Below are 24,390 nucleotides of genomic sequence, written 5' to 3' on the forward strand. Positions count from 1 at the left end.
TTACGTCCCGTAGGTGGGGCTGAGCCTAGCGAAGCCCAACAGCCATCGCCGAACTGGAGCCACCCTCACCCCGGCCCTCCCCCGGCGGGAGAGGGCCGGGAGCGTACCTGCCGGACTGCCGCACGATCAGAGACTGGGCAACAACTGCGCCGGCACCAGCTCGTTCAGGCAGCCGCCCGCCAGCAGGTCCACCGCACGCTCGATGTCCGGCGCGAAGAAGCGGTCCTCCTGGTAGTAGGGCACCGCGGCGCGCAGCAGGCCACGAGCCCGCTCCAGCACCGGCGTGGTCTTGAGCCCGGTGCGGAAGTCCAGGCCCTGGCAGGCCCCCAGCCATTCGATGGCGAGGATGCCGCGCACGTTGTCGGCCATGGCCCAGAGCCGCTTGCCGGCGTTGGGTGCCATGGACACATGGTCCTCCTGGTTGGCCGAGGTGGGCAGGCTGTCGACGCTGGCCGGGTGGGCCAGGGCCTTGTTGTCGCTGGCCAGGGCCGCGGCGGTGACCTGGGCGATCATGAAGCCGGAATTGACTCCGCCGTTCTCCACCAGGAAGGGTGGTAGCTGGGACATGTGCCGGTCCATCATCAGCGAGATGCGCCGTTCGGACAGGGCACCGATCTCGGCCAGGGCCAAGGCCAGGTTGTCGGCGGCCATGGCCACCGGCTCGGCGTGGAAGTTGCCGCCGGAAATCACCTCGAATTCCTCGGCGAACACCAGGGGATTGTCGGAGACGGCATTGGCTTCCACCGCCAGTACCTCGGCGGCCTGGCGCAACTGGGTCAGGCAGGCGCCCATCACCTGGGGCTGGCAGCGCAGCGAGTACGGGTCCTGCACCTTGTCGCAGTTGGCGTGGGACTGGGCGATCTCGCTGGTCTCGGTGAGCAGCGCCCGATAAGCCGCGGCGGCGTCGATCTGGCCGCGCTGGCCACGGGCGGCATGGATGCGCGCATCGAAGGGCGCGCGAGAACCAAGCATGGCCTCCACGCTGAGACCGCCGCAGACGGTGGCGGCGGCATAGAGATCCTCGGCCTCGAACAGGCCACGCAGGGCGTAGGCGGTGGACACCTGGGTGCCGTTGAGCAGCGCCAGGCCCTCCTTGGCCGCCAGGGTCAGGGGCGCAAGGCCGGCGACCGCCAGGGCCTCGCTGGCCGGCAGCCACTGGCCACGATGGCGCGCCTTGCCCTCGCCCAGCAGTACCAGCGACAGATGGGCCAGAGGCGCCAGGTCACCGGAGGCGCCCACCGACCCCTTGAGCGGGATGTGCGGATAGACCTCGGCGTTGATCAGTGCCACCAGGACGTCGATCACCTGGCGGCGGATGCCGGAGAAGCCGCGCGCCAGGCTGTTGACCTTGAGCCAGAGGATCAGCCGCACCAGGGCGTCGTCCAGCGGCTCGCCGATACCGGCGGCGTGGGACAGCACCAGGGAGCGCTGCAGCTTCTCCAGGTCATGGGGGGCGATGCGGGTCGAAGCCAGCAGGCCGAACCCGGTGTTGATGCCATAGGCAGTGCGGCCCTCGGCGAGGATGCGCTCGACACAGCCGACGCTGGCGTCGATGGCCGCCGCGGCGCTCTCGGCCAGCACCAGGGTGACGGGCTGGCGATGAATCTCGCGGAGCTGGGCCAGGGTCAGGTGGCCGGGCTGCAGGGTGAGGGTATTCATGCAAGGACTCCAATGTCGATCATAAGCAGCGTGCGCCAGGTCTGCAGACCGCCAAACAGGTGACATGGGGCCAGAGCAGGTGGGGACAACCAGGACATGCCGAGCCCCGATTAATGTATATACATGTAATCGAGAGCGGATGGATCGTCAAGCATGATGCTGTTAGGAGAAATTCAACTTCCTTTGGGATAACAGGCCGTCTGAGCGTGCGGCCGGATCAGGCGGGACGGCGTCGCTACACGGAATTTGTATAGACAGGACGTCAGCTGAAGGCGGAATGCCAGAGCAGTCCCTGCCGCCACAGCCAGCTCGAGGCCGGCCGGACCAGAATCTCCGCCCTGAAGATCGCCCACACCAGAACTACCCCCACGGCGAGGACCAGCAGAGGGGCGAAGCTATAGCGACAACGGCGCTTCCCGTCGTCCAGGCCGACCAGATTGCCCAGCACCAGCCAGGTCAGTGGCAAGCCGATGAGCAGCAGGTAAAGCCAGGCCTCCGGCGTCTGGGGGCGCCCGATCACGGCAGACAGCAACAGGACATGGACGGCCGTCGAACCGAAATAAGAGGAGCGTGAGGGGCCAAGCGGGAAGTTCAACCAGCGGTCGTTCTTCATGAATGGAATCCGTTCCAAAAGGTGCAATTACAACGGCGTCACCGTCACCTCCACCACCGGATCATGGTCACCGCCGCCGAGGATCACCCCGCGCAGTGGCGAGACGTCGGTGAAATCGCGCCCCCAGGCCAGGGTGATGTGCTCGACATCGGGCAGGACGTCGTTGGTGGGGTCGAAGTCGACCCAGCCCAGCACCGGGCAATGCACGCTGACCCAGGCATGGGAGGCATCGGCGCCGATCAGCCGCGGCTTGCCGGGCGGCGGTTGGGTCAACAGGTAGCCGCTGACATAGCGGGCCACCAGGCCCAGGCCGCGCAGGCAGGCCAGCATCAGGTGGGCGAAGTCCTGGCAGACCCCATGCCGATGCTCCAGCACCTCGCGCAGCGGCGTCGCCACCTGGGTGGCGGTGGCGTCGAAGCGGAATTCGCGGTGGATCTTCTCCATCAGCGCCCGGCAGCCCAGCAGCAAGGGCTGACCAGGCGGGAAGCAGTCCGCCGCGAAGCGGGCGAAGATGCGGTCGATGGGCACCGCCGGCGATTCGAAGCGGAAATGGTGGACGTCCAGCGCCACGGTGGCCGCCGGATAGCGCAGGCCCTCGCGTACCTCTTCCCAGGCGGGCGAGTCTTCCAACACCCATCCGGCGCGGGAATCCACCTCCACCTCCAGGTCGGTGCCCACGTAGAGTTCGTCGTGCGGGCGCTCGAAGGACAGCCGGGTCAGCGGATTGCCGAAGGCGTCCCAGGCCTCCTGGCGCTGGGTCGGTGCCGGCAGGATCGCCAGTTGCTGCGACAGGCAGCGCTGCCAGGCGCAATCACGCGGCAGCAGGTGCAGCAGTTGCTGCGAGAGCGACACCGGCGCCTCGTAGCGGTAGTGGGTATCGTGCTGGATGCGATAGCGAACCTGCTTCATCACATGGACACCGTGCGCTGGCTCACGACGTCGACATGGGCGAAACAGCGATAGATGACCCGTTCGGAGAGCTGCCCGCTGGCCTCGGCGATCTGCCGTAGCAGCCGCGCCAGGCCCTGCTGGACCTCGACCCGGCCGACGTCGCCGAACAGGGTGTTTTCCAGGGTGCCGAGGTCGAACCGGCGCAGGCGATCGTAGGCGTCGTTCAGCGCGGGATCACGCGCCAGGCCGAAGTAGCGTTCCAGGTGTTCCACGGCGTTGATCAGCGCATGCAGTTGAAAGCGGATCGAATAGGGGTTGTGCTCGTGCAGCATCAGCAGGTCCAGCACCGGGATGAGCTGCGGCGCCGCCTGGTAGCGCGATCGGTAGGTGATGATGCTGTTGCCCAGTTCCAGCAGCCACTCGAGCCCCGCCGCATCCCAGGTGGCGCCGCCTTCGAGGAATTGCGCCAGGCTACCGGCGAGGAACTGCACCCGCTCGATGCGCCGGCCGATCATCAGGAAGCGCCAGCTCTCGTCGTGGGTCATGTCGTCGAAGGTGAAGCCGGCCACCGCCGCCAGGGCCATCACCAGGCGGTTGAGGCTCTGCAGGGCTTCGCCCGGCTCGCTGCCCACCTGGCCCAGGCCACGCGCCTCGCGCTCCACCTCGCGGACGGCGCGCCAGTTCTCCGGCGACAACCGCCCGCGTACCTGGGCCGCGGCCCAATGCAGACGTTGCAGGTTGGCACCGAGACCGCTGGGGAAGTCGCCCGGGCCAAGCGCCGCATGCAACTGCTCGGCGAGGGTGCCCTCCTCCGGCAGCAACTCCAGGGCCATGGCCAGTTCGATGGCGGCCTGCACCGCCGGGCCCTGGTCATCGGCATCCAGGTAGCGGCTGAGCACGATGCGCAGCAGGCGCGCGGCATCTTCGCAGCGCTCGCTGTAGCGCCCGTACCAGAACAAATTCTCGGCGGTGCGCGAGGGCAGGAAGGGATCCTTGCGCACCAGGTCGCGCACCCCCAGCATCCGTGGTGCTGGCACCTCGGCCGCGCTGCGACTGCCGCCCAGCACCCAGGTGTCCTTGCTCGAACCACCACGCTGCATGGACACCACCTCGGCGCCCTCGTGGGCGACCCGGGTCAGGCCGCCGGGCATCACCCAGTAGCCATCTTCGCTGGCCACGGCATAGACGCGCATGCCGATGGCCCGGGACTGCAGGCTGCCGCCCTGCCAGACCGGCGCCCGGGAGAGCTGGATGCGCTCCTGGGCGACGTAGGCATGGGGCCGCGCCTCGATGCGCTCGCGCAGGGCGGCGTGCTCCTCGGCATCCAGGGCCTTGCCGAATACCGGCTCGAAGCGCTGGGACGGATAGGCCGGCTTGATCACCAGTTCACCGAGGCGGGCCAGGGCCTCTTCCCGCACCGGCGTCTCGCCGCACCACCAGGTGGCGACCGCCGGCAGTGCCAGGGTCTCGCCCAGCAGCGCCTGGCAGACGCCGGGCAGGAAACCCAGCAGGCCAGGCGACTCCAGCAGGCCGCTGCCCAGGGCGTTGGCCATGATGACGTTGCCCTGGCGCACCGCTTCCAGCAGCCCGGGCACGCCCAGGGCCGAGTCGGTACGCAGCTCCAGCGGATCGCAGAAGTCGTCGTCCAGGCGACGGAACACCGCGTGGACGCGTCTCAGGCCGCTCAGGGTCTTGAGGTACAGGCAGGCATCACGCACCGTGAGATCCTGGCCTTCCACCAGCGGGAAGCCCAGTTGCCGCGCCTGGTAGAGGTGCTCGAAATAGGTCTCGTTGTAGCGCCCCGGAGTGAGCAGCACCGCCAGCGGTGCCTCGTCGCCGGTGTCCAGGCCGGCACTGAGGGTGCGCTGCAGGGCCTGGAAGTAGCCGTTGAGTGGCTGGACCTGCAGGTCGCGGTGCAACTCGGGAAAGGCGCGCGCGACGATGTGACGGTTTTCCAGGGCGTAGCCGGCGCCGGAGGGGGCCTGGGTGCGGTCCGCCAGCACCCACCAGCGGCCATCCGGCGCCCGCGCCAGGTCCACGGCGTAGACGTGCAGCCAGGTATCGCCCGGCGGGCGCATGCCCTGGCAGGCCCAGAGGAAGTTGTTGTGGCCGAACACCAGCTCCGGCGGCAGCAGGCCCTCGCGCAGCAGCCGCTGTTCGCCATAGAGATCGCTCAGCACCCGATTGAGCAAGCGGGCCCGCTGCGCCACCCCGGCGGCCAGCGGCGCCCATTCCTCCGCCGAGATCAGTTGCGGCAGCAGGTCCAGCGCCCAGGGACGGTCGCTGCCCTTGGGATCGGCGTAGACGTTGTAGGTCACGCCGTTTTCCTGGATCTGCCGGGCGATCAGCGCCTGGCGCTGGTCCAATTGGGCCGGCCGCAGCCCGGCCAGGTGCCCGTAGAAGCGCCGCCAGGTCGGGCGCACGCCACCGCGAGGGTCCCAGAGTTCGTTGAAACTGCCGGCCGCCTCGCGGGCGGCAGGTGGGGGGGTTGGGTGCATGTCTAGTGCGGTCGGCTGACGTGGGTCTGACGCAGATCCAGGGTGAAGGGCGCCTCCAGACTCGTCGCGAGAGAAGTCGGAACCTGCCGCCCCGGGGTATGCCCGAAGCGGAAGAAGCGCGCCAGGCGCCGGCTTTCCGCCTCATAGGCGTTGACCGGTAGCGTAGCGTAGTTACGACCGCCGGGATGGGCCACATGATACTGGCAACCGCCCAGGGAGCGCTGCATCCAGGTGTCGAGCAGATCGAACACCAGCGGCGCATCCACCCCCAGGTTGGGGTGCAGCGCCGACGCGGGCTGCCAGGCGCGGAAGCGCACTGCGCCGACGTACTCCCCGACCCGGCCGGTCGCCCGCAGCGGCACCCGGGCGCCGTTGCAGAACAGGGCATAGCGATCGGGCGCCAGGCCGGTGACCTTCACCTGGACCCGCTCCAGCGAAGAGTCGACGTAGCGCATCGTCCCGCCGATGACGCCCTCCTCGCCCAGCACGTGCCAGGGCTCCAGCGCCTGGCGCAGCTCCAGCTCGATGCCCTTGACCGCGAAGTCGCCGTACTTGGGAAAGCGGAATTCGAAGTGCGCGGCGAACCAGGCCGGGTCGAAGGCGTAGCCGGCGTCGGCCAGTTCGGCGAGCACGTCCTGGAAGTCGTCCTGGATGAAGTGCGGCAGCAGGAAGCGGTCGTGCAGCTCGGTACCCCAGCGGGCCAGGCGCTCCGGCGCATAGGGTTCGCGCCAGAAACGGGCGACCAGGGCGCGCAGCAGCAGTTGCTGCACCACTTGCAGGCGGCTATGGGGCGGCATCTCGAAGGCGCGCAATTCCAGCAGGCCGAGGCGGCCGCTGGTGCTGTCGGGTGAATAGAGCTTGTCGATGCAGAATTCGGCGCGGTGGGTGTTGCCGGTCACGTCCACCAGCAGGTTGCGCAGCAGCCGGTCCACCAGCCAGGGCGGACAGGCAGTGCCCGGCGCCGGCAGTTGGGCGAAGGCCAGTTCCAGTTCGTAGAGGGCGTCGTTGCGCGCCTCGTCGACCCGCGGCGCCTGGGAGGTCGGGCCGATGAACAGGCCGGCGAACAGGTAGGACAGCGAGGGATGGTTGTGCCAGTAGCTGATCAGGCTGCGCAGCAGGTCGGGACGGCGCAGGAAGGGCGAATCGCCCGGCGTCGCCCCGCCCAGCACGCAGTGGCTGCCGCCGCCGGTACCGGTATGGCGGCCGTCGACCATGAACTTCTCGCTGGTCAGGCGCGACAGCCGCGCCGCCTCGTAGAGGAATTCGCTCTGCTCGACCAGGGCCTCCCAGGTCGCCACCGGATGGATGTTGACCTCGATGACCCCGGGATCGGGGGTCACACGGAAATTGATCAGTCGAGCATCGCGCGGCGGCTCGTAGCCTTCCAGTACCACCGGGCAGCCCAGGGCGGTGGCGGTGTCCTCGATGGCGCCGACCAGCTCCAGGTAGTCCTCCAGGCGTGCCAGCGGCGGCATGAAGAGGTACAGCCGACCCTCGCGCGGCTCGGCGCAGAAGGCGGTACGGACGATGTCACTCGCCGAATCGAACGGCGCCGGCGCGGTCGGGGCACCGCCCGCATCGACACTGGGGACCGATCGCGGCTGGCGCCAGCGCTCCTGCAGACGGATGGGATCGGGCAAGGGCGCCAGCGGCTGGTTGGGGTCGGTGGGATGCAGGTAGGGATAGTCCTCGTCACGTACCCAGGGCTGCGAGTCCAGTGGCAGGCGATAACCCAGCGGCGAATCGCCCGGCACCAGCCGGCACTGCTCCTCGCGCAGGAACCAGGGCCCGGTGCGCCAGCCATCCTCGGCGGCGGTGCGGGCCAGCGGCAGGACGTAGCCCACCACCCGATCCAGGCCCTGGTCGAACACCCGCCGCAGTCGCTCGCGCTCCAGCGGATCGCTCAGCCTCGAATCCAGGACGTCGACGTTGCTCGGCAGGCGGCGCTCGCGCCAGAGGTAGTACAGCCAGTCCTCGAAGGCCGGGAAGCGATGCTCATCGGCCACGCCCAGGCGCTGGGCCACTTCCTGCACGAAGCGCTCGGCCAGGGCGGTGTCGGCACCGTAGTCGCGACGCTCGTCGGCCAGCAGGGCGGGATCGCGCCAGAGCGGTTGGCCGTCGGCGCGCCAGAAGCAGTTGAGCGACCAGCGCGGCAGTTGCTCGCCGGGATACCACTTGCCCTGACCGAAGTGCACCAGGCCCTGGGGCGCATAGTGCTGGCGCAGGCGGTGGAACAACTCGGTGGCCAGGCGGCGCTTGTTCGGCCCCAGGGCGGCGGTGCTCCACTCCTCGTCGTCGGGATAGTCGAGGGCGACGAAGGTCGGCTCGCCGCCGAGGGTCAGGCGCACGTCCTGGGCCTGGAGGTCGGCGTCCACCCGCCAGCCCAGGGCGAGGACGTCCTGCCACTGGCGCTCGTCGTAGGGCCGGGTGACCCGCGGGGCTTCCCACAGGCGCTCCACGCCCATGTGGTGGGTGAAGGTGCACTCGCTCTCGCTGACCAGGCCGGAGATAGGCGCCGCCGAGGCCGGCTCGGGGCTGCAGGCCAGGGGGATGTGGCCTTCGCCGGCCAGCAGGCCGCTGGTGGGGTCCAGACCGATCCAGCCCGCGCCGGGCAGATAGACCTCGCACCAGGCGTGCAGGTCGGTGAAGTCCACCTCGGTGCCGGAGGGGCCGTCCAGGGCCTTCTGGTCGGCGGTCAGCTGGATCAGGTAGCCGGAGACGAAGCGCGCCGCCAGGCCCAGGTGGCGCAGCAGCTGCACCAGCAGCCAGGCGCTGTCGCGGCAGGAGCCGGAACCCTTCTCCAGGGTCTCATCCGGTGTCTGTACGCCAGGTTCCAGGCGGATCAGGTAGGCCACGTCGCGGCTCAGGCGCTGGTTCAGGGCGACCAGGAAGTCCAGGGTCGGCACCGGCTCGCGGGAGATGCCGGCCAGGTAACGTTCGAACAATGGCGTCGCTGGCAGGCACTCGCAAAAAGCGCTCAGTTCGCGCCGCTCTTCCTCGGCATAGCTGAAAGGAATCTTTTCCGCGTAGGGTTCGAGGAAGAAGTCGAAAGGGTTGAACACCGCCATTTCGGCGACCAGGTCGACCTCCACGCGGAATTCGCGGGTCGGCTCGGGGAACACCAGCCGCGCCAGGTAGTTGCCCTGGGGATCCTGCTGCCAGTTGATGAAATGCTGCTCCGGCTGGACTCGCAGCGAATAGGACAGGATGCGCGTTCGGCTATGGGGTGCCGGGCGCAGCCGCACGATCTGCGGGCCCAGTTCCACCAGGCGATCGTAGGTGTAATGGCTGATATGCTGCAGAGCGACATGGATGGACACAGGGAGACTCCGTTCACCGGTTGAACTCAAAGGAAGAGCAAATCTCGTGCCCCGACACCCCAGGGGGCGTCCCAGAGGGCTTCTCGTACCGACCAGGCGACGAACAACCCGGAACTCCAATCACCGCCCGCTCAACTAAATCGCTAGCAAGGCGCCAGCGTTCCGCTCGGTGTCAGACGTGGTCGTTCCCGCCAGGTATCCAATATGCGCAATTTTCTCGGAAGCTACAGCTCGAACCGCCTAGAGCGCAACGTACTGCGTGCGCTGCCCGTGCAACGCAAGGTCGCCAACTGCACCTGTGGGCAGGCCATCTTCTTTCCCAACAGTGAATGCCTGGCCTGTGGCGCCGTCCTCGGCTATGCCCCGGATCAGGGCACACCCACGGCGCTGCAACCCGGCGACGGCGGTCTGTGGCGGTTGCCCGACGCCAGCAGCGGTCTCTATCGCCGTTGCGCGAACCTGGATACCCCGGCCGCCTGCAACTGGCTGGTGCCCGCCGACGCGGGCAGCGACTTCTGCCTGGCCTGCCAGCTCAACCACACCATTCCCGACCTCACCTTCGAGGGCAATGGCGAGCGCTGGCGCAAGCTGGAGCTGGCCAAGCGTCAACTGATCGCGCAATTGCTGGGCCTGGGTCTCCAGGTGATTCCACAGAGCGTCGACCCCGAGCATGGGCTGGCCTTCGACTTCCTCGCCCCGGACGCCAACGGTACGCCCACCACCGGCCATGCCAACGGCCTCATCACCCTGAACATCCTCGAAGCGGACGACGCCCATCGGGAGAGGGTACGGGCCGACATGCACGAGCCCTATCGCACCCTGCTCGGGCACTTCCGCCACGAGGTCGGCCACTACTACTTCGATCGGCTGGTCGCTGGCACCGAATGGGAAGAACCCTTCCGCGCCCTGTTCGGCGACGAGCGCGCCGACTACGGTCAGGCGCTGGAGCGCCACTACCAGCAGGGTGCGCCAGCGGATTGGGAAACCCAGTACGTCAGCGCCTACGCCACCATGCATCCCTGGGAAGACTGGGCGGAAACCTGGGCACACTACCTGCACATGATGGATACCCTGGCCACGGCGGCCAACCTGGGGATGAACGCTACTACCACCCAGCTGGATTTCCAGCCCTTCACCCGCGAGGCGCTGTACGAGGCCGAAGACCGCAGCGACGATGAGTTCCTCGGTTTCGCCAACGCCTGGATCGAACTGGCGGCCATGCTCAACGAGCTGTCGCGCAGCATGGGCCAGCCGGATTTCTACCCCTTCGCCCTGCCCGCGCCGGTGATCGCCAAATTGCACTTCATCCACAAGGTGACGAATGGAACAAATGCGAGCAATATCAATGAGTTAAAGGGTGACGCCGCCGCGTGAATCCGACAAGTGGCCGGGGCTTGTGTCCCGGTCCGGGCGGCTCTCACCGTATCTAGGCGGGACCGACGGCATATTGCCATTACGGCAGACAACGCTGCATAGTCCCAGCTTGGACATCATCCAGGGATGGGAAGTATGGAGTCTTTCATCGGGGTACTATGCGCAGCGGCTGTGCTGTTTGCTTGCTGGAAGCTGTTCAAGCCGAACGGCAGTGACAAGCTGACCCAAGCTAATCTCGACATTTGGATACGGATGTACAGCCTAGCCCCGCCGCGCAAGGCAGCGGAGATGGCCACCGCGCTCATCGTCCAATCGATCAAGGTAGCGAACAACGCAGGCCTACGGATCAGCGTCGGCGAGTTCATGCGGCACAAGGCCCAGTCGGGCATGCTCTCTACGGAGGTCGTGAGTAACTGGCTCGACTACCTCCATGACAACCTGACCGACGACGCCCCGCTTGCTGATCTCTATAAGATGCCTGCTCGCGCAGCCTGCGGACTGGTGGCGCTCAAGCCGCTAGACCAGTCGGCCTACCGGGCGTTTGTCCGTTAAGCAACCTGCGCCAGCTCCTGCTGCATGTCTGCCAAGAGCTTTGCATCAGTCGCCGCAAGAACACGTACCGGCAGCAGCGACTGACCCGCACCGGTATCGCCCACCTGGTACAGCGTCGCGGTGCAGTGGTTTACGCGAATCATCGAATCGCCAACGTAGAAGTCCAGGGCATCAGCTGCCAGGCCGTAGTTCGGCAGCGGCAAAGGCGCGATAGCCAGGCCAACCAACGCGGCCAACACTTCGAGGTCTTCTTGGGTTAGCTCGGCAACGCCGACCCCGGCGCTCTGTAGCTGCATCAGGCCACGGCCCGCAGCCATGACGGGTAAAGTCGCGGCCACGGTGCTGCTGTACTTCTCGTCCACGTAGAGTCGGAGGGCCATAGCCGCGCTGGTCTTAGTGCGCTCCTGGGCCACCTCCTGCATGTCATCGGCGTGGACTAAATCACGGAGGACTAGCACGGCCTTTAGGTCGTCGATCCAGTCAGAGGCAGCCAGGGCCAGCGCTTCGGCACGGGCACCACTGCCGCGGATGTAGTTTGCCTGGCGCTCGCGGTGCACGGTCATGGCCTGATCATAGGCAAAGGCAGCCGGCAGCTGGGCGAACGGGAGGCCCTTCTCCGCAGCACGCGCCAGCAATTCGGTCAGGTCGCGTGTCACGTCATCGACAGAGGTACGGCGGGACTCGCCGCGCTCTCCTTGCGCCATGTATTCACCCATCCGGTCTAGGCCGTATTTCACCTCGGCATAGCCCTCGGGAAGGGTCGGAGCGGTCAGGGTCGGCACGTCTTCACGGTCCAGGGTGAGTGCGGATTGGAGCACAGCCAGCAGGGCACGGGCGGTCTGGTCGGCTACAGCTACAACAGGTTGGGTGTTCTTGGCTTGCTTGGTCATGGGTCAGGTCTCTTCGAAGTGGGATAGGTCAGGCGCGGTCAGCAAGACGGCGCAGGATTGGGAGGGTGTCCAGCGGGCGGCCCTTGCGGGTCCAGTTCATGGCAGAACTCAGGGCGTTGCGAACGAAAGCGCCGCGGTCTGGCTGGTTGCCGCGGGGTCGCCACAGGGCAGCCGCGGCCAGGGCCACACGCAGTTCATCGGTAAGGGATAGGGTCATGCTGGGTCTCGATAGATAAGGGGCGCTGTAGACGTCGTCCGCGACTTGTCTTGGGGTTGGGTACTGATCGGCTATCCAAGGCCCTCAGCGCGGCCGCCAGGGGCCTATGCGTTGATGCCGAGTACGGTCCCTGGCAGGCGTCGGGTCATCTGCCCGGTGTGGGCGGTTTGTGGGATACCCGACTCGACGTTAGGGTCTTCGGGCTCGATGCTTGCCGGCACTAGCACGGGGGCAGCCTGGCGAGCCTGCTGGCGCTGTGTTACCTGGTCGTGCAGGTCGTAGAAACTGGCGAGCGTCAGGACGTTGGATTGGCGCCGGGCCTGGGCCTCTGCGGATGTCTCCTCGGGGAGGCTGGCGTGGATCGCTAGAACGTCGTCAAAGGTGGTCAGCATGTTGGTCTCGGTATTTGTCGCCCACAGCTACACCTCGCAGCGAGGCGATGCAGGGGCTTGGTTGTAGGAAGGTCGGCGCGTAAGTGCAGCGCGAATCAGGCCGCGAGTGCAGGTGTACGCATGGACTGTACGCATGCGTACAGATGAAACACCTTGCATTTCTATAGGTACTACGTACTAGGAGAATCAGGGTTGCCGGGCGAGATAGCTAGAGACTGTACTCCGGCTCTGACCTGTGCTCTTCGCGATGGCCCCGTATGAGGCGCCATCAAAGCGCATACGCTTGGCTACGTCGTGCCAGTGCTCCCCGGACTCTGCAACATCCTGGCGCGTCTCCAGAGCAGCTAAACGGGCTTTCAATACCGCAATCTCTCGGGCCTGTTCCGCCTGGGTGTCGCTAAGCCCGGCAAGGCGCTTGGCTACGTCTGCTCGCTGATACAGCGCTTGAACACCACCGGCCAGGGTGGATCGGCATATCTCGCTAACATCACGCGCGGTACGCATACCCTGGGTCTCCATAAGTTTGGCAGTCGGGTGGTTCTCCAGCTTCCGCATGGCGCTCTTAACATGGCGGCTCCTGGTTGAAGCCAGGCGCGGAGCATCGGCCTCACCTACTTGGTGACGAAGCAACGCGCGAGCAGAAGGACGGTCAGCACCTAGTGCGCAATCGTGCGCTGCAGTCATCAGGTCGAGCACTTCCCCAGCGCTGGCATAGCGTCCCAGGTAGCCGAGGGCATTCAGCTCCTTGGTCATCTCCTGGCGCTGGGCTTTAGCCTTACCCATGTGGCGCCGCACTATGCTCTGCGCTGTAGCGGGTGCCGCAGCATAGGAACCGGTGGAACAGTAGCGGCGCTCCATGCGCTCCAGCTCCGCAGTAAGCGCGGCGCCGTCAAGACGCACGCCCTTGGCCCGCAAAGCGCGAATGGCTGCCATGCTATCGAAGGGTGCCGATGTAGCGGTGCTGGACTGGGCGACCTCTGCAGAGCTATCGGACTGCGACATGTCGAGCCCGGTATCGGCGACCTGGGCCGCCTGTTGTTTGATTGCATCAAGTCTGGACATAGGTGGTCCTTACGGTCGCACCTGGCGTCCGTTCTATTGGTGGTTGGGGTTGAGTCCTGCGCCCTCGTACAGGGCAAGGATGGCTTCTTCGGATAGTTCGTCTCGCGGTGCGCTGGACTTGGGCTGACGCTTGGAATGGAACTCGGCCTGGAGCTTCGCCAGCTCAGCGGCACGGTCATCGCGGGTGGCAGCGGCGCGGGCCTCTACCAACTTGAGCAGCGACACGCTGGCGCTGATGGTGGCAGCGTCGATGGGGTAACCGTTGTCAGGGTCCAGCGCCTGCTGGAATCGCTGAGTGGACGCCTTGAGAGTTAGGTCCAGCAGCTCCACAGCGCTGCGGTCTAGGTTGATCTTGCGGGGACGGGCCATTAGCGGGCCTCCTGTTCGTGGTCTGCCAGCATCAGCAGCATGGTGTTCTCGACGATAGTGCTGTGCCGCACCTGCTCCGGGGTGACGCTAAGTCCCCAGGCGATACCCGCTCGGGAGCCCAAGCAGAACTCTCGCAGTCCACTGTCCGGCAGGTACCGGTGCTGTAGTCCAGCGCGCTTCTGTAGTGCAGAGACGGCATGCAGCAGGGAGAGACGAGGAACGCCAGGTAATTCCTTACGTAGTACGGTCGTGGTGACAGGTTCGGAACGGTGCATGTAGCGCCGCATAACCCGTACGATTTGTGCAGCGACGAGGGGCTTTCTCCCTCTCAGCTTGGTGGCGTTGGCCATAGTGAATCCTCAGATTGAAGTACACGTTTCCTGATATGCGAATGCATCCGTACCGTTAGCCATGCGGCTTACAGTGCGGTTGGGTTCGGGTTGTTCTCGATTGCAGGGAATCGTTGTGGTGTATCAGAAGGCGGGGAAACGGGCGGTGTGATGCTGGCTCTTGTAGGTACAGCCGTAACTAGGCTGCGAGTGCAGACTTTGCCCTGATCGGGTTAGCGCTTCGGGTAGGGTGGTGACCGGCATTGCACCGGTCACTAGGTGACGTTGTCCGACCAACGCGGGAAGGCTACCCGGCCACGCTGAGCTGCCCAAGCTCGGCGATGGCGTTTTCCTTCCTTCCTGCTCGGTATGTGACATCAAGAACACATGACCAGAATAGCCACCTGCCGAGACCGTGAAGGCATCCTCTGGCACCTAGCGCAGCCAGCCTCCCAGCCTGTCCAGGAGCACGCCAGGAAGGCGCAGCCGCTGGCCAGTAGGGTAGCCAGGGCAAGCTAATGAACGCCTTGCCTAGGGCTCCGCACTGGGCTACGCCTGCCCTGCCGCAGCCCCGCCTGGATGTACCGCTTAGACGTTCCAGTGCCGCTTGATGGTGGCCAAGCTGATGCCTAGCCGCTGTGCTACCTGGGACTGGCTCAGGCCCTCAGCCTTGACCGCCTGCACCTGCTTGGTGGTACCCGTAGCCTCCGGCCGCCCGAGCTTCTTCCCTTCTGCCTTGGCCCGTTGCAGGCCGGCATTGGTGCGCTCGATCAGCAAGTCCCGCTCGAACTCAGCCACGGCGCACAGTACCTGCATGGTCATCTTGCCGGCTGCGCTGGTCAGGTCCACACCACCCAAGGCCAGGCAGTGCACGCGGATACCGTCTGCGGCCAGGCGCTCTACGGTGCTGCGCACGTCCATAGCGTTACGACCAAGGCGGTCGAGCTTGGTGACGATCAGTGTGTCCCCGCGCTCCATGCGCTCCAGCAGCTTCTGGAAGCCTGGGCGCTCATTGGCCTGCGTGCTACCAGACACCGTCTCAGCTATGACGCGCTGCGGCTCGACAGCAAAGCCAGCCTGCTCTACCTCAAGGCGCTGGTTGTCAGTGGTCTGCTCGGTGGTACTAACGCGGGCATAAAGAAAGGTGCGGCTCATGGCTTGATACCTGGTGTCCTCTAACGTGGTGTCATCCTGCGGCAGTCGCATAAAGTCGTCAAGCAGGATTGATGACACCAGCCAGGCGCGCCGATAAGTGGTATCTCTTAACGGTCGATTGATGACACCGGCATTGCTTCAGCAGGTAACAGCCGAGCAGAGTGCTGTGCGCCAGCCTGCAGGTGGTGCTGGTATCCCCGGCAAGCGGCCCGCCCAGCGCCAGCCACCCCACCCGTGGGGGAAAGGCGACCGTGATGGAGTCGGAGAGGCCCACGCAGGTTCAACCCAAATTTAGGCCGCGCGGTGAATGGCCGGACAGCACTGTTTCTAGTTAGAATACGGATTCACTTCAAACAGGGACGATTGATCATGGCCAAGTACACAATCCGCGTTGAACTGCATGACGCTAGCGCCGCCGACTATAAAGAACTAGCAAAGCAATTAGCGGCACGAAGCATTACCGACGTCATTAAGAACGGGGACGGCGAGCGCTACAAACTTCCTCCGGCCGAATACAATTATGAGGGAACAGCAACACGGGCTGCAGTCATGGATATGGCTAAAGCAGCAGCGCAAGGTGTAGTGAAATCTTTCGCTGTTTTGGTCACTGAGTCTAATGGCCGTACTTGGCACGGCCTAGAGCGAGCATAAGGCTACGTAAAGCTATCACCTATGGCATCCAACCTAACTAACACCTAGCAAAGCTCTAACTTCGCTTAGTATTTCTTTAGCGCGGCCTAATGACTTACCCCCGCCATAGATACCAGTCACCTTCGAAGCGCCTTTGGTCGTGTGCCCGAGCAGGGCACCGGCCTCCTCCTCTGTAGCACCAGCAGCGCGGGCAAGGTCAGCGAATAGGTGCCTTACACCGTACAGGCTTAGTTCCGGGCGCAGCTCCGTTGGCAGCAACCGCCGGAAGCGCTTCGCTAGTTCGTTGCTCCTGATCCGCCCCCGGTGCTCCCGCTCATCCAGCGGACAGTCCTCCGCCAAGCCCAGGGAGGCGTGCACCGTGGCGAACAACGGCAGGTCGTCAGGGTGGATCGGCAACGCACGCTTACTGTTCCGCGTCTTGCGCATGGTGAGCCCAGCCACGAACACCGTATCGACATTGCCCAGCACGTCCCGCCGCTCCTGAATGCTCGATGGACCTTCGCGTAGCAGCTCTGAGGGCCGCATGCCGTAGAGCGCCAGCAGCCGGAACGCAGCAGCCGACACGTCATCCCCTGCCTCCTGGAAGGACCTGATAGCGCTCAGCAGCACGTCACGCGGGACAGGCGCCCTAGCTTCCGCGTCCAGCATCTCGCCCCGTAGCGCCTCGGTGGTGGGGTGTCGCTTCGGCAGGGCCAGGCCCTCGAATCCAGGTAGCCACTTCAGGATGGCGAACAGCAGCGTGCTAGCGGTGCGCAGCGTACTGGGCTTGATCCCCTCCTCCAGCTTCCCCGTCAGGTACTCCAGTATCTGCGCCTCGGCCTGGGCAGGTGCACAGGGGAAGCGCAGCACGGCAGCGCTGACGTTCCGGGCCTGGGTCTTGCGGGACTTCGACTTCCCAACGCAATAAGCCTCCAGAGCCAGCTCGAACTCTGCCTGAGTGGCAACCCCGGCACCTACCGCACCAGGCAGCGCAGGGGCCTCTGTAATGGGCCTAGGCGGGGCGATCTCCTGCGGAGCTGGCATCGGTACGTCCCCGGCCACAACGCTGTCCAAGGCCCTCATAGCGCCCGCTGCAATGGTGGGATGCATGGCTATCTCGGTAGGCATATCGCCAGCGGCATGAGCAGCCAGGGAAGCACGCCGCCAGGCCAGCTCCCGTTGCCATCCGGGCGCCTGCATTCGCTCCAGCGCCTCGACTTGTACCCGGTGCATAGCCGCCTGCATCTGGCGCAGGATGTCGTCCGCTGTGAGGCGTACAGGGATAGGTACTGAGGGCGCGCCAGGCCCTGCATGCACAGGCGCCAGGGCAGCCTCGCAGATGCGGTCAAACTCGACAGACAGGGAACGGGAAAGCTTCAGCGCCTCCGTCCGGTCTGCGGTGCCGAGGGCACGTTTCATCTCCGCCTTGCCTATGGCGTCGGCAACGGCCTTGGGGAAGCGACGGCGGTAGAGATAGCGCCCATCCTTGCGCGTTAAGTACGTGCTCATGCTGCTGGCTCCGGTGACACGTGACCCCGACATGAGGACACGGCACCCGGCCCAAAAGTCGGGCTTTGTGTCCCGGTCTCGATACGGGCTAAAGCCGCATCATAGCTGCGTTCCAGCCCATGCAGTCAACGACAACGTGACCCGCAAGCTTCATCCACAAGGTGATCCACTCGGCGCAGCCCAGCGTGCTGGAACAGGGCATGGTCAGCGACGAAACCATCACCGGCGCCACCCTGGGCGTACCGGTCTGAGAGGTCGGTCGTCCTGCTCAGCCCAGCAGGACGATGCCCCACACCGCCGCGATGATGATCATTGCCACGAACTGCGCGGCACTGCCGAGATCCTTGGCGTTCTTCGACAGTTCGTGCCAGTCCAGCGAGATGCGATCCACCACCGCCTCGATGGCGGCGTTGAACAGCTCTACCACCAGCGACAGCAGGCATACCGCCACCAGCAGGGCGCGCTCGCCACGGCTGACGTCCAGCCAGAAGGCGATGGGCAAGAGCACCACGTTGAGCACTACCAGGGAGCGAAACGCCGCTTCCTGGCGAAAGGCCGTGCGCAAGCCGGCCAGGGAGTAACCCGTTGCGTTGATGACCCGGCGCAGACCGGTCTTGCCTTTGTAGGGAGAGATCACCTGGAACTCCATTCAGCGTGGTCGAGCCGCCGACGATAACGGGCGGCAGGTGCACAAAGCGGGAAAATCGGTAGCGTCGCCTGACGGGCGCGGATCGCCGGATCGGTAGGCGCGGGCCACCGCCCGCGCCAGAGGTGCCGGGTCGACCTAGCTGGAGGTACTCTCCAGCTGCTGCAGCAGCAGCGCCGCCTGGGTACGGGTGCGGACGCCGAGCTTACGGAAGATGGCCGTGGCATGAGCCTTCACCGTGGCTTCGGAGACATTCAGCTCGAAGGCGATCTGCTTGTTGAGCAGGCCTTCGCAAAGCATGGTCAGGACGCGGAATTGCTGCGGGGTAAGGCTGGCGAGCCCGGCACTGGCGGCCTTGGCTTCCTCGCTCAGGGCGGCAGCACCCTCCATCTGCGGTGGCCACCAGGTATCGCCATCCAGCACCTGGCTGACCGCCTGTTGCAGGGTGCTCAGATCGCTGGACTTGGGAATGAAGCCGCTGGCGCCGAATTCCCGGGCGCGCTGCACCACGGCGGGTTCTTCCTGCGCCGAGATCATCACCACCGGCACCTGCGGATACTGACCGCGCAGCAGTACCAGCCCGGAGAAGCCATAGGCACCGGGCATGTTCAGGTCCAGCAGCACCAGGTCCCAGTCGGTACTTTCGGCGAGACAGGCCTGGAGTTCGGCGATGTCGGCTACCTCGGTGAGCCGCGCCTGGGCACCCAGGCCCAGGATGAGCGCCTGCTGCAGCGCGCTGCGAAACAGCGGATGATCGTCCGCGATCAGGATCTGGTAGGCAGCCGCCATGGTGTCGCTTTCCTTGTTGTCGTGAGAGCCTGCTTAAAGTCTGCTGCGCGTCGGCCAAACGGCGTTGAAAAGGCCTTCGGAATGCTCATTTACCACTCGTAAACTCCGCTTCCACAGCCCTTTTCGCCTTGTTTGTCTCTAGCTCGCGAGCCTTTAAGCAAGCTCTGAGGCCGCGAACACCCGGCGCCTGGCACACCGGCAGCGTTCGCGCCCGCCTCAGCATGCCGAACGGCGCGGACGGGAGCAAGGCCGAAGGGCGTCCTAGCGGTAGGCAAGCCCCGACGGTTGCGGCACAGTTGCGCTTTTTTGCCCAAGAGATACCCAATGCCCAGCGCCGCTCTCCGTGCCGATCTGCTCATGCTGCTCACCGCCATCATCTGGGGCAGCGCCTTCGTCGCCCAGACCGGCGGCATGGCCCACATCGGTCCCTTTCTCTATACCGGCCTGAGATTCGCCCTGGGCGTCCTCACCCTGCTGCCGCTGCTGCTGTTCCTGCGCCGCGGTGGCCGCCAGCAGGCCTTCACCCGCGATACGCTCAAGGGCGGCCTGCTGATGGGGCTGGTGCTGACCCTCGGCATCAACCTGCAGCAGGTCGGCCTGCTGTTCACCAGCGTGACCAACTCCGGCTTCATCACCGGGCTGTACGTCATCGTCGTGCCGCTGTTGGGACTGCTGCTGGGCCAGCGCAGCCACGTCGGGACCTGGGTCGGCGCCTGCCTCGCGGTGGTCGGCATGGGCCTGCTCAGCCTGGGCGACAACTTCCAGGTGGCCTCGGGCGATCTGCTGCAACTGGCCGGCGCCCTGGCCTGGGGCGTGCACGTACTGCTGGTTGGGCACTATTCCAGTCGCCATGACGCGACCCTGCTGTCCATCGTGCAGTTTCTGGTCTGCGCCGTCCTGAGCCTGCTGCTGGCGCTGGTCTTCGAGCCGATCCAGGCCGGCCAGATCGCCCTGGCCCTGCCCGAATTGCTCTATGGCGGCGTGATCGCCGCGGGTATCGGCTACACCCTGCAGGTCTTCGCCCAGCGCGGCGCCATCGCCTCCCATGCAGCGGTGATCTTTTCCCTGGAAGCGGTGTTCGCCGCCTTCTTCGGCGCCTGGCTGCTGGGAGAATCCCTCAGCGGCCGCGGTTATCTGGGCTGTGCCCTGATGTTCGCCGGCATGTTGGCCGCGCAACTCTGGCCGCGGCAGGCGCCGGTTGAGGTCAAGCCGGTCAACTAGACCGCAGAGCCATCAGGTGCTGGCTGGCCGGACTGTCCACCGCCAGCGGCAGGTGGTGCTTGGCATCCAGATAGCGCTCGCTGAAGACGTCCAGATAGGCCTCCAGCAGGCGTCCGGCCGGCGCCTCTCCGGCCAGTTCCAGGCACAGCGCCGCCACCTCGGCGGTGCAGAGGTGCTCGCCCCGGGTGGAGCGTCGTAGCCGATAGCGCGACAGCGCCGAGGGCTGGAAGCTCAGCACCGGCAGGGCATCCAGATAGGGGCTCTTGCGGAACATCTTGCGCGCTTCGGTCCAGGTGGCATCCAGCAGCACGAACAGCGGCCGTTGGCCAGGCGCGAGCGGCAAGGTCTCAACCACCCGCTCGGACGCGGCGTACTCGCCCGGAAACACCAGCAGCGGCTGCCACTCGGGTTGCTCCAGCAATGTCGGCAGACGCGGATCGACGGCGGTACGGCTCCAGCCGAAGGCATGGGTGTCGGCCACCACGTCGGCAATCAGCCAGCCGGTGTTGCTCGGCTTGAGCGGCTCCACGTCATGCATCAGCAGACACATCCCGGCACGGGTCTGGCGTAGTGGACGCAGCTCGCACAGGCAATGACTCGGGGCCAGGCGGCAGTTCGGGCAACGCGCCATGCGTGAGCCCCGCGCGACGAAAGGCTTGATGCTGCGCGCCAGGCGCTCCTGGCGCAGGCGAGCCACGGCATGGAGGGAGGTATCTGAGGTCGGGGTCATGCCGGGCTCTTGGGCAAAAACGCAGTTTACCAGAGCGACCGGGATGCTCGCGGCGGCCAGGCAAGGTACCCTGCGCAGACGCCTTGCGAACCCCCGCCCGCGACCACGGTCGAAACGGGCTTCCCCACGCTGGAGAACACGATGCCTCGTTTTGCCCTGCTCGCCCTGACGCTCGCCCTGCCCTTCACCGCCCAGGCGGCCGAGTCGCTCAAGGACACTGAGCTCAACCAGATGCTGCGCAAGGTCGCCGCCGAGAGCAGCCAGGGTACGCCCCGCGCCATCAACGAAGACATCCTCGACCGTGGCTACACCGTGCAGGGCAAGCAACTGATCGACCACCTCAGCGTGCGCCCGGCCCATGCCGCCCGCATGCGCGAGAATCCGGCGACGGTCCGCGTCCAGCTCGCCGAAAGCGTCTGCCAGAACAACGGCTACCGTCAGTTGCTGGCTCGCGGCGCCACCCTGGTCTATGACTTCACCGAATACCAGACCAACAAGCCGATCATGGTCGAGCGCTTCCAGGCGGCCGACTGCGGCCTGGGCAAGTAACGGGAGTTCGCGTCATGACCGAAGACAGCGACGACAGCTACCTGGCCCGCCACGTGGAGCCCAGCGCCGCCGATCTCGGTCAGCGCCTCGACGAGTTGCTGGAGCACGCCCTGCCCGGCGGCAGCCCCAACCTTGGCCTGTACCGCGAGATGCTGGTGACGGTGGTGCGCATGGCGCAGACCAATCCGGCGCGCTGGGACGCCAAGATCATGCTGCAGACCCTGAAGGAGCTGGAGCAGGCCTTCCGCACCCTGGAACGCTTCCGCCGCCGACGCAAGGTCACGGTGTTCGGCTCGGCGCGTACCCGTATCGACCAGGCGTTGTATTCGCTCGCCCGCGAGCTGGGCAGCGCCCTGGCCCGCCGCGACATGATGGTCATCACCGGCGGCGGCGCCGGCATCATGGGCGCGGCCCACGAGGGCGCCGGACGCGAAGCCAGCCTCGGCTTCAACATCACCCTGCCCTTCGAGCAGCGGGCGAATCCGACCATCGAAGGCACGGATCACCTGCTGTCCTTCCACTTCTTCTATGTGCGCAAGCTGTTCTTCCTCAAGGAAGCCGATGCGCTGGTGCTCTGCCCCGGCGGCTTCGGCACCCTGGACGAGACCTTCGAGGTGCTCACCCTGATCCAGACCGGCAAGAGTCCGCTGGTACCCCTGGTGCTGCTGGACACGCCCGACGGTCACTTCTGGGACGACGCCCTGGCCTATCTGGAGCGCAACCTGCTCGATGAAGGCTACATCCTGCCCGCCGATCTCAAGCTGGTCCGCCTGGTACGTTCCGCCGAGGCGGCCGCTGCCGAGATCGAGCAGTTCTATGGCAACTACCACTCCACTCGCTGGCGTGACCAACGCTTCTACATCCGCCTGAAGCACGCGCTGACGCCCGCCTGCCTCGAACGTCTGGCCACGGCCTTCGCCGACCTCTGCCGCACCTCGGGCTTCACCCAGCTGGCACCAGGCGAAGGTGACCCCGACGAGGCGGAATTCGCCCACCTGACCCGTCTCACCTTCGACTTCCACGGTCGCCACTACGGCCGGCTGCGCGAACTGGTGGATGAACTCAATCGACCGGAACACTGGGTGGCCTGAAGCCGCGCACGGATTGGCGTCGAGCCTGGCGACGTCAACCCGTCTTACCACCCTGCCAGGCCTGGTCCTACCTCCTGGAGCTACATTCACGGTCGCGGCTGCCGTCCAGCCGAACGGGCCTGGCAGCCCTACCGCCGGCTCAATACCCGGTTGATCCCATCCATGGCATAGCCACGGTAGGCCAGGAAACGGCCTTGCTTGGCACGTTCCTTGGCATCGGCGGGTGGCGTACCGAACTTCTTGCGCCAGACGGCTTCCAGCTGTCCTTGCCAGTCCACGTCCGCTTCGCGCAGCGCCGCCTCTATCTGCTCCCGCTTCAGGCCGCGCTGGCCCAGTTCCTCGCGGATGCGCAGGGGGCCATAGCCGGCGCGGGCACGGCTGGTGATGTAGCTATCCAGATAGCGACTCTCGTCGAGCAAGCCATCTTCGGCCAGGCGATCCAGCACCGGACCGAGCAGACTCTCCTCGGCCCCGCGCCGCCGCAGCTTGCGCGACAGCTCTTCGCGCCCGTGCTCACGCCGCGCCAGCAGGTCCATGGCGGCCAGGCGGATGGCGGCGGTGGTGTCCAGTGGATTGCCCATGGTGGATCTTCCTTAGAGCCTGTTCAAAGGCTGCTGCGCGTCGGCCAAACTGCGTTAAAAATGGCCTGGAAGGCCAGCCCCGTCGGAATGCTCATTTACCACGCGTAAACTCCGCTTCCTCAGCCATTTTCGCCCTGTTTGGCTCTAGCTCGCGAGACTTTGAACAGGCTCCTATACGAAAACCCCCGCACGGGGCGGGGGTCGTCTCAAGCGTGGGTACGCGATCAGAAGTCGACGTCGGCGTCTTCTTCTTGCGCCACTTCGGCTTTCTGGTTGCTCGGCTGGCTCAGCAGCTTCTCCCGGATCGCCTTGTCCAAAGCGCCCTTGACCTCGGCATTGTCCTCCAGGAACTTGGCCGCGTTACCCTTGCCCTGGCCGATCTTGCTGCCCTGGTAGCTGTACCAGGCACCCGACTTCTCGATCAGCCCCAACTGCACGCCGAGGTCGATGATCTCGCCGTTCAGGTAGATACCCTTGCCGTAGAGGATCTGGAACTCGGCCTGGCGGAACGGCGGTGCTACCTTGTTCTTGACCACCTTGACGCGGGTTTCGCTACCGATCACCTCGTCGCCTTCCTTCACTGCGCCGATGCGGCGGATGTCCAGGCGGACCGAGGAGTAGAACTTCAGGGCGTTACCACCGGTGGTGGTCTCGGGGTTGCCGAACATCACGCCAATCTTCATACGGATCTGGTTGATGAAGATGACCAGGCAGTTGGCATTCTTGATGTTGCCGGTGATCTTGCGCAGCGCCTGGGACATCAGACGTGCCTGCAGGCCAACGTGCATGTCACCCATCTCGCCTTCGATCTCGGCCTTGGGTACCAGGGCCGCCACGGAGTCGACGATGATCACGTCGACCGCGTTGGAGCGCACCAGCATGTCGGTGATTTCCAGGGCCTGTTCGCCGGTGTCCGGCTGGGAGACCAGCAGGTCGTCGACATTGACGCCCAGCTTGCCGGCGTAGTCCGGGTCCAGCGCGTGCTCGGCGTCGACGAAGGCGCAAGTGGCGCCCTGCTTCTGGGCCTGGGCGATGACCGACAGGGTCAGGGTGGTCTTGCCCGAGGACTCGGGACCGTAGATCTCGACGATCCGGCCCTTGGGCAGGCCGCCGATGCCGAGGGCGATGTCCAGGCCCAGGGAGCCGGTGGAAATCGCCGGGATGGCCTGGCGCTCGTGATCGCCCATGCGCATCACGGTGCCCTTGCCGAATTGCTTTTCGATCTGTCCCAAGGCCGCGGCCAGGGCGCGCTTTTTGTTGTCGTCCATTAGATTCCTCTCGAAGAAAGAAGGGGCCAGACGGCCGTGGATAACTGTATAAGTG

The 24,390-nt window shown here is 65.6% G+C and carries 24 protein-coding genes; 6 read left to right on the plus strand and 18 right to left on the minus strand.

What is annotated here, in order from left to right; genetic code table 11:
• Window positions 1-126: 126 nt before the first annotated feature.
• The 5 genes from hutH to RND78_RS02610 form a co-directional block, all read right to left on the minus strand.
• Entirely contained in the window at window positions 127-1,659 is a 1,533-nt protein-coding gene (gene hutH, locus RND78_RS02590; protein ID WP_312725833.1) for a histidine ammonia-lyase, read from the minus strand.
• 262 nt (window positions 1,660-1,921) lie between these two features.
• Window positions 1,922-2,272: a hypothetical protein gene (locus tag RND78_RS02595; protein ID WP_312725835.1), complete on the minus strand. Its 351-nt coding sequence runs from the start codon at window positions 2,270-2,272 to the stop codon at window positions 1,922-1,924.
• Between the two features lie 27 nt (window positions 2,273-2,299).
• Complete coding sequence (locus RND78_RS02600) at window positions 2,300-3,181, minus strand: transglutaminase family protein (protein ID WP_312725836.1); 882 nt, start codon at window positions 3,179-3,181, stop codon at window positions 2,300-2,302.
• Entirely contained in the window at window positions 3,181-5,661 is a 2,481-nt protein-coding gene (locus RND78_RS02605) for a circularly permuted type 2 ATP-grasp protein (protein ID WP_312725838.1), read from the minus strand. The genes RND78_RS02600 and RND78_RS02605 overlap by 1 nt, the downstream gene beginning before the upstream one ends.
• 2 nt (window positions 5,662-5,663) lie before the next feature.
• On the minus strand, window positions 5,664-8,981 hold the full coding sequence (locus RND78_RS02610; protein ID WP_312725840.1) for a transglutaminase family protein: 3,318 nt from the start codon (window positions 8,979-8,981) through the stop codon (window positions 5,664-5,666).
• 204 nt (window positions 8,982-9,185) lie between these two features.
• On the opposite strand from RND78_RS02610, the gene RND78_RS02615 reads away from it, so the two are divergent.
• Both RND78_RS02615 and RND78_RS02620 read left to right on the plus strand, forming a co-directional pair.
• Complete coding sequence (locus RND78_RS02615) at window positions 9,186-10,355, plus strand: putative zinc-binding peptidase (RefSeq protein WP_312725842.1); 1,170 nt, start codon at window positions 9,186-9,188, stop codon at window positions 10,353-10,355.
• 135 nt (window positions 10,356-10,490) lie between these two features.
• A complete protein-coding gene (locus tag RND78_RS02620) occupies window positions 10,491-10,907 on the plus strand; it encodes a hypothetical protein (RefSeq protein ID WP_312725844.1) in 417 nt (138 codons plus the stop codon).
• Here RND78_RS02620 and RND78_RS02625 read toward each other — a convergent pair.
• The 7 genes from RND78_RS02625 to RND78_RS02655 form a co-directional block, all read right to left on the minus strand.
• Window positions 10,904-11,797: a hypothetical protein gene (locus RND78_RS02625; RefSeq protein ID WP_312725845.1), complete on the minus strand. Its 894-nt coding sequence runs from the start codon at window positions 11,795-11,797 to the stop codon at window positions 10,904-10,906. The two genes, RND78_RS02620 and RND78_RS02625, sit on opposite strands and share 4 nt — an antisense overlap.
• Window positions 11,798-11,825: 28 nt before the next feature.
• Window positions 11,826-12,014, minus strand: coding sequence for a hypothetical protein (locus RND78_RS02630; RefSeq protein WP_312725846.1), 189 nt, complete (start codon window positions 12,012-12,014; stop codon window positions 11,826-11,828).
• 104 nt (window positions 12,015-12,118) lie between these two features.
• On the minus strand, window positions 12,119-12,406 hold the full coding sequence (locus RND78_RS02635; protein WP_312725848.1) for a hypothetical protein: 288 nt from the start codon (window positions 12,404-12,406) through the stop codon (window positions 12,119-12,121).
• A 186-nt stretch (window positions 12,407-12,592) separates the two neighbouring features.
• The gene (locus RND78_RS02640; RefSeq protein WP_312725850.1) at window positions 12,593-13,468 is read right to left on the minus strand and encodes a hypothetical protein; all 876 of its coding nucleotides are present in this window, start codon (window positions 13,466-13,468) and stop codon (window positions 12,593-12,595) included.
• Between the two features lie 33 nt (window positions 13,469-13,501).
• On the minus strand, window positions 13,502-13,837 hold the full coding sequence (locus RND78_RS02645) for a hypothetical protein (protein ID WP_312725852.1): 336 nt from the start codon (window positions 13,835-13,837) through the stop codon (window positions 13,502-13,504).
• Entirely contained in the window at window positions 13,837-13,959 is a 123-nt protein-coding gene (locus RND78_RS02650) for a hypothetical protein (protein ID WP_312725854.1), read from the minus strand. Before RND78_RS02650 ends, RND78_RS02645 begins: the two co-directional genes overlap by 1 nt.
• A 795-nt stretch (window positions 13,960-14,754) precedes the next feature.
• On the minus strand, window positions 14,755-15,321 hold the full coding sequence (locus tag RND78_RS02655; RefSeq protein ID WP_312725856.1) for a recombinase family protein: 567 nt from the start codon (window positions 15,319-15,321) through the stop codon (window positions 14,755-14,757).
• 369 nt (window positions 15,322-15,690) lie between these two features.
• Between RND78_RS02655 and RND78_RS02660 the strand changes: the two genes are divergently transcribed.
• Window positions 15,691-15,972, plus strand: coding sequence for a hypothetical protein (locus RND78_RS02660; protein ID WP_312725857.1), 282 nt, complete (start codon window positions 15,691-15,693; stop codon window positions 15,970-15,972).
• A gap of 33 nt (window positions 15,973-16,005) precedes the next feature.
• On the opposite strand, the gene RND78_RS02665 is transcribed toward RND78_RS02660, so the two are convergent.
• The 3 genes from RND78_RS02665 to erdR all read right to left on the minus strand — a co-directional run bounded on the left by RND78_RS02665 (window position 16,006) and on the right by erdR (window position 18,895).
• Complete coding sequence (locus RND78_RS02665; RefSeq protein WP_312725859.1) at window positions 16,006-17,460, minus strand: DUF6538 domain-containing protein; 1,455 nt, start codon at window positions 17,458-17,460, stop codon at window positions 16,006-16,008.
• A 268-nt stretch (window positions 17,461-17,728) separates the two neighbouring features.
• Window positions 17,729-18,109, minus strand: a complete 381-nt coding sequence (locus RND78_RS02670) for a diacylglycerol kinase (RefSeq protein WP_312725860.1) — start codon at window positions 18,107-18,109, stop codon at window positions 17,729-17,731.
• Window positions 18,110-18,244: 135 nt separating this feature from the next.
• A complete protein-coding gene (gene erdR, locus RND78_RS02675) occupies window positions 18,245-18,895 on the minus strand; it encodes a response regulator transcription factor ErdR (protein ID WP_312725861.1) in 651 nt (216 codons plus the stop codon).
• Window positions 18,896-19,219: 324 nt separating this feature from the next.
• Here erdR and RND78_RS02680 point away from each other — a divergent pair, with 324 nt between their 5' ends.
• The gene (locus tag RND78_RS02680; protein WP_312725863.1) at window positions 19,220-20,116 is read left to right on the plus strand and encodes a DMT family transporter; all 897 of its coding nucleotides are present in this window, start codon (window positions 19,220-19,222) and stop codon (window positions 20,114-20,116) included.
• Here the strand turns inward: RND78_RS02680 and RND78_RS02685 are convergent.
• Entirely contained in the window at window positions 20,109-20,846 is a 738-nt protein-coding gene (locus tag RND78_RS02685) for a tRNA-uridine aminocarboxypropyltransferase (RefSeq protein WP_312725865.1), read from the minus strand. The two genes, RND78_RS02680 and RND78_RS02685, sit on opposite strands and share 8 nt — an antisense overlap.
• Before the next feature lie 141 nt (window positions 20,847-20,987).
• Here RND78_RS02685 and RND78_RS02690 point away from each other — a divergent pair, with 141 nt between their 5' ends.
• Window positions 20,988-21,395, plus strand: coding sequence for a quorum-sensing-regulated virulence factor family protein (locus RND78_RS02690; protein ID WP_312725867.1), 408 nt, complete (start codon window positions 20,988-20,990; stop codon window positions 21,393-21,395).
• A 14-nt stretch (window positions 21,396-21,409) separates the two neighbouring features.
• On the plus strand, window positions 21,410-22,486 hold the full coding sequence (locus RND78_RS02695; protein WP_312725869.1) for a TIGR00730 family Rossman fold protein: 1,077 nt from the start codon (window positions 21,410-21,412) through the stop codon (window positions 22,484-22,486).
• Between the two features lie 128 nt (window positions 22,487-22,614).
• Here the strand turns inward: RND78_RS02695 and recX are convergent, their stop codons facing one another.
• Together recX and recA are read right to left on the minus strand one after the other, a co-directional pair.
• Window positions 22,615-23,067, minus strand: a complete 453-nt coding sequence (gene recX / locus RND78_RS02700; RefSeq protein WP_312725870.1) for a recombination regulator RecX — start codon at window positions 23,065-23,067, stop codon at window positions 22,615-22,617.
• Window positions 23,068-23,291: 224 nt separating this feature from the next.
• Entirely contained in the window at window positions 23,292-24,335 is a 1,044-nt protein-coding gene (gene recA, locus RND78_RS02705) for a recombinase RecA (protein WP_059226543.1), read from the minus strand.
• Between the last annotated feature and the right edge of the window lie 55 nt (window positions 24,336-24,390).

Source organism: Pseudomonas oryzihabitans (genome assembly GCF_032027545.1).
Taxonomy (GTDB): domain Bacteria; phylum Pseudomonadota; class Gammaproteobacteria; order Pseudomonadales; family Pseudomonadaceae; genus Chryseomonas; species Chryseomonas oryzihabitans_F.